This window comes from Anaerolineales bacterium (assembly GCA_022866145.1).
Taxonomy (GTDB): domain Bacteria; phylum Chloroflexota; class Anaerolineae; order Anaerolineales; family E44-bin32; genus PFL42.
Map to the genome: position 1 here is coordinate 1 of JALHUE010000052.1, position 4,978 is coordinate 4,978.

A 4,978-nucleotide genomic window follows, 5' to 3' on the forward strand; every position below is an offset into this window, starting at 1 on the left:
CACAACTGGTCGCCGGATGGCCACGTGGCGGCGCCGACGGCGGTTTCGATGTTCCACGCCGGCGTGCTGATGAAGCTGGGCGCGTTCGCCGCCCTGCGGGTGGGCATCATGCTGCTGCCCGAGGGGGCGAAGTACTGGTCGACGCTCATCCTGGTTCTGGCCACCGTAAACGTCGTCTATGGCGCCTTCATCGCCAGCGTCCAGACCGACTTCAAGTACGTTATCGGGTTCTCGTCGGTTTCGCATATGGGTCTGGTGATGCTTGGCTTTGCCACGCTGAACCAAGACGGGCTGACCGGCGCCGGACTGCAGATGTTCTCGCATGGGGTGATGACGGCCCTCTTCTTTGCTGTCGTCGGCATGGTCTACGACCGGGCCCACACCCGCGAGATCCCCAGGCTCGGTGGATTCTCGAAGCTGATGCCGCTGGTGGCGGTTGCCTTCATCATCGGCGGTCTGGTCTCGATGGGCATGCCAGGCTTCTCCGGGTTTGTGGCCGAATTCCCGATCTTCATGGGGCTGTGGCAGCGGGAGCCGCTGGTGGCGGTGGTGAGCGCCATCGCCATCGTGATCACGGCGGCGTACATCATGCGCGTCGTCGGGCGCGTCTTCTTCGGGCACATGCCGGCGGAGTTCGACGGCCACATTGGATCGATCACGGCGCCGGATAAAGTGGCGCTGGTTGTGCTGAGCGGCATTCTGGTGGTGCTTGGGCTGTTCCCGGCGGTGATGGCGCCGATGGTCGAGTCGGGGGCGCAAGCCGTCCTTCGCCTGGTCGGAGGTGCCTAGGTGGGCGCGATGGACTACGTCGACACCCTGTTCCCGGCGATCCTGCCGGAAACCATGCTGCTGGGTCTGGCGATCATCGTGTTGGTCGTCGATCTGGCCTTGCGCCCGAAGCAGCGCACCTACCTGGGTTGGCTGACCGCGGCCGGCCTGTTGCTGACCCTGGTTGTCACCGCATGCTTCGCCCGACCCCAGGCGGCCGAAACGCTGGCCTTCGGCGGCATGGTCCGCTTCGACGAGATCGGCTTCACGTTCAAGCTGCTGTTCCTGTTCGGGGCCCTGATCACCGTCTTGCTCTCGACCGGCCTGAAGGGACTGGGGACGCGCGGCGAGTACTACGCCCTGATGCTGGTGGCCACGATCGGCATGGCGTTCATGGCCGCCGCCGCCGATCTGATCATGCTCTACCTGGCCATCGAGACGGCCTCGATCTCGCTGTACGTCCTGGCGGGATTCCTCAAGCGCGACCCGAAGTCCACCGAATCCGGCTTCAAGTACTTCCTGTTCGGCGCTCTGGCTTCGACGATCATGCTCTACGGCTTCAGCCTGCTGTACGGCTTCAGCGGCGTCACGAATCTCTACCTGCTCGCAGAAAGCCTGACCTCGGGGGCGGTATCGCCATGGCTGATCGGCGGGATCCTGGTCCTGGTGCTGGTCGGATTCAGCTTCAAGATCGCGGCCGTGCCCTTCCACTTCTGGAGCCCGGACGTGTACGAGGGCGCGCCCACACCCATCACCGCGTTTATCTCGACTGCCTCCAAGGCGGCGGGGTTCGCCGTGTTGCTGCGGGTGATGCTGGTTGTCTTCCCGATGGATCCGGCCGCCTGGGCCAGCGTGCTGGCCGCCGTGGCCGTGGCGACGATGACCCTCGGCAACCTGCTGGCGCTGGCGCAGAAGAACATCAAGCGGCTGCTGGCCTACTCCTCGATCGCTCACGCCGGGTATGCGCTGATTGGGCTTGTGGCCCTCAGCCAGTTTGGCTCGGCGAGCACGCTGTTCTACCTCGGCGCCTACGTGGTCACCAACCTGGCTGCTTTCGCCGTGGTGATCGTCTTCGCCAGGGCGGCCGGGTCGGATGAGATCGCCGACTACGCCGGGCTTTCCCGCCGGGCGCCCGGTCTGTCCCTGGCGCTGATGGTGGCCTTGCTCTCGTTGGCGGGCATGCCGCCGCTGGCAGGGTTTATGGCCAAGTTCTACGTCTTCGCCTCGGCGGTCAACAGCGGGCTGATCTGGCTGGCCTTCGTCGGCGTGCTCAACACCATCATCGGCCTGTACTACTACCTGACGATCCTCAAGGTCGTGTACCTGCACCGCTCGGAGCACGAGGCGGAGCTGGTCCCGGTCTCACGGCCGGCGGCGATGGTGCTGGTGACCTGCGTCGGAGCGATTCTCATCCTGGGCGTGTTCAGCGCGCCCTGGCTGGGATGGGCGCTGCGCGCCGCCGGCAGCCTGGGCTCGGTCTTGTTCTAGGCCCGCCGGCCTCGGCCTCTGGCGAGGCCACCGAGGTTCGGGGAAGGCGCGGGCAAGCAGTGAATGCGGGTGTTGTTGACCCGATAGGTTGACGCCCGATTCCTGCTTGTGCTACAATGCGCAACCGCTGAAGGACAGCCGGGTGAGCGAGCCGGGGAGCGAACCCAAGAAGCCGCTGGCGGGCCTGACGCTCGAGATGCCGCGCCTGACGTTCTCGGAAGGCGCCCGGATGGGGGTGTCGGCCGTCGGTCGGGCCAGCGGGGTCGGTTTCTCGGCTGGGTGCCTGACGGTCTTGCTCACTCTGGGTGCGCTGTTTTTCGGGCTGTGGCTGGATGGCCAGTTGGGCACCAAGCCGATGTTCACCCTGGCTTTCGTGCTCACAAGTATCCCGGTGGGCCTGATTCTTCTGGTCTTCTATGTCATGCACCTCTCCCGGCGGGTAAGCCGGTCGATCTCAGCCGATCAACAACAGCAGGACAAGGAGCCTTAGCGTGCGAAAGGCGATCATCGTCGTGGCCGTCCTGGGGCTGGTGGTCTTCATGTGCGGGCCGCTGACCCGCTTCCTGTTTGTCAGCCTGGGGATTTCCCCCTACGGCGCCTTCCCGGTGGTGGCACTCCCCGCCGAGCCCCTGCCGATCCCCTGGTTCGGCGGCGAAGAGATGACCAACACCTTCCTGACGACATTGATCGTCGATGTCCTTCTCCTGCTGCTGTTCGGGATCACCATGCGCTACGCCCGGAAGGGTGCGCTCCTGCCGCCGAAGAGCAAGCTGGCGAATGTCACCGAGGCCCTGACGGAGGTCTTCTACAACTTCGCCAACTCGATCGGCGGCAAGCGGGGCAAGTCGATCTTCCCGATGGCGGCCACCATCTTCTTCCTGGTGCTGACGGCCAACTGGTTCAAGCTCCTTCCCGGGGCGGAAAGTATCGGCATCGTCGAGGCTCCTCACCTGGCCAGCGTCAAGGCCTACGCCCCCAGGCTGATCGAATGGGGGCCGCTGTCGTTCTACACCTTGGATGGCACGCAGCCGCGGGAGGCGCCCCACGCCGAGGACGGGCTGCTACCCGAGGCCGGACACGCGGAAGGCGAAGGCCTGTGTGAGGCCTGTGTCATCACTCCCTTCGTGCGCGGCCCGGCCACCGATCTGAACTTCACCCTCGGCCTGGCGCTGGTGACCATGGTCATGGTTCAGGTGTGGGGCGTGCGGGCGCAAGGGGCAAAGTACTTCTACAAGTTCATCAATATCCCGGCCATTCGCCAGGGCGGTATGGGCTACATGCTGTTCCTGGTCGGCCTGTTGGAGATCATCTCTGAGCTCAGCCGCATCATCTCGTTTGCCTTCCGACTTCTGGGCAACATCTTCGCCGGGACGGTGCTGATCTTCGTGATGTCGTTCCTGGTTCCGTTCATCCTGCCGGCGGGGTTCTACGGCATCGAGGTCGCGGTCGGCATGATCCAGGCGGCGGTGTTTGCCCTGCTGGCGCTGGTGTTCATCAGTATGGCGACTCACGGCCACGGCGACGAGGCCCAGGGGAGCCCGGCCGCCGAACACTAGGGTCAACCCTTCGGGCGCAGCCCGCCCGACATTCTGAGAGGGACGGTCGCAGCCGTCCGCCATTTGGGAGCGGAGGAACAAGACATGGATCTGGCAGCAGCACGGGCGCTGGGAGCGGGACTGGCCATTGGATTGGGGGCGATCGGCCCAGGCATCGGCATCGGACTGTTGATGCTCGGGGCTCTGCAGGCGATGGGCCGCAACCCGGATGCCGCCGGCACAATCACGACCAACATGATCCTGGGTGTGGCCTTCACCGAAGCCATCGCCATCTACGCCCTGGTCATCGCCTTGATTCTGATTTTCGTCGGCATCTAGCCGGGCGGGAGGTGAGCTTTGGAACAGTTGGAACCGCTTGGCATCAATCTGACCTTCTTGATCACCCAGATCGTCAATTTCATTCTGCTGGTGCTGATCCTGTACGCTGTGGCCTGGAAGCCGATCATGCGTATGCTGGACCGGCGCCGGGAGACGATCGCCAAGGGACTCGAGGACGCCCGGGTAGCAGCTGAGGCCCGCGCCAACGCCGAGAAAGAGGCCGAAGGGGTTCTGGCCAAGGCTCAGCAGCAGGCCAATGAGCTCGTGCAGCAGGCGACGGTGCGAGCCGAGAAGCTCGAACGCGAGCTGCGGACCGCCGCCGAGAACGATTCGCAGGCCCAGCGCCAGGCCGCCCTGGCCGAGGCCGAGCAGGAGAAGCTCACCGTCCTCGGCGAGCTGCGAGGTCAAGTCCCGGCGCTGGCTATCGCCGCCGCCCACAAGATCATCGGCGAGGCGCTCGACGAGCGCCGCCAGCATGCGTTGATCGCCGAGCTCTTCAGCGGGGTCAAGGGAGGCAAGGTTGCGGCTCTGGAAGACCAGGCGCTCCCGGGCCAGACGGCGGAAGTCATTAGTGCCTTGCCGCTGACCGAGGCAGAGCAGGGCGCGATTCGCAAGGACGTGCTGGGTCGGATGGGCTCAGGAGCGACTGTCGCTTTCCGAGTCGACCCCAGGATTCTTGGCGGCCTGGTGATCCGCTCCGGCGGGCGCATGGTCGACGCCTCGGTGGCTGGTAAGCTGGAGGGCCTGCGGCGCAGCCTGCAGTAGCCCGAGACGGACGCAGCGGCTTCGTGATGGTTCGGTGTGGAGCGCAGTGGGTCTTTCCCCGGTGCGCTCCGCTCCATTCAACC

General features: G+C 65.1%; 6 protein-coding genes. All 6 read left to right on the forward strand.

Features of this window, described 5'->3' with window-relative positions:
• Positions 1-789: hypothetical protein (locus MUO23_01485; GenBank protein ID MCJ7511624.1), on the forward strand; the 789-nt coding region annotated here is incomplete at its 5' end.
• Positions 790-798: 9 nt separating this feature from the next.
• Entirely contained in the window at positions 799-2,256 is a 1,458-nt protein-coding gene (locus tag MUO23_01490; protein MCJ7511625.1) for an NADH-quinone oxidoreductase subunit N, read from the forward strand.
• A 142-nt stretch (positions 2,257-2,398) separates the two neighbouring features.
• Positions 2,399-2,746, forward strand: coding sequence for an AtpZ/AtpI family protein (locus MUO23_01495; protein MCJ7511626.1), 348 nt, complete (start codon positions 2,399-2,401; stop codon positions 2,744-2,746).
• A 1-nt stretch (position 2,747) separates the two neighbouring features.
• Positions 2,748-3,812 carry a F0F1 ATP synthase subunit A gene (locus MUO23_01500; GenBank protein ID MCJ7511627.1) on the forward strand — a complete coding sequence of 355 codons (1,065 nt, stop codon included), beginning with the start codon at positions 2,748-2,750 and terminating at the stop codon, positions 3,810-3,812.
• A gap of 84 nt (positions 3,813-3,896) precedes the next feature.
• Positions 3,897-4,130 (forward strand): ATP synthase F0 subunit C, encoded by a 234-nt coding sequence (atpE, locus tag MUO23_01505; protein ID MCJ7511628.1) that lies wholly within the window; start codon positions 3,897-3,899, stop codon positions 4,128-4,130.
• A gap of 18 nt (positions 4,131-4,148) precedes the next feature.
• The gene (gene atpF / locus MUO23_01510) at positions 4,149-4,895 is read left to right on the forward strand and encodes a F0F1 ATP synthase subunit B (protein ID MCJ7511629.1); all 747 of its coding nucleotides are present in this window, start codon (positions 4,149-4,151) and stop codon (positions 4,893-4,895) included.
• Positions 4,896-4,978: the final 83 nt, after the last annotated feature.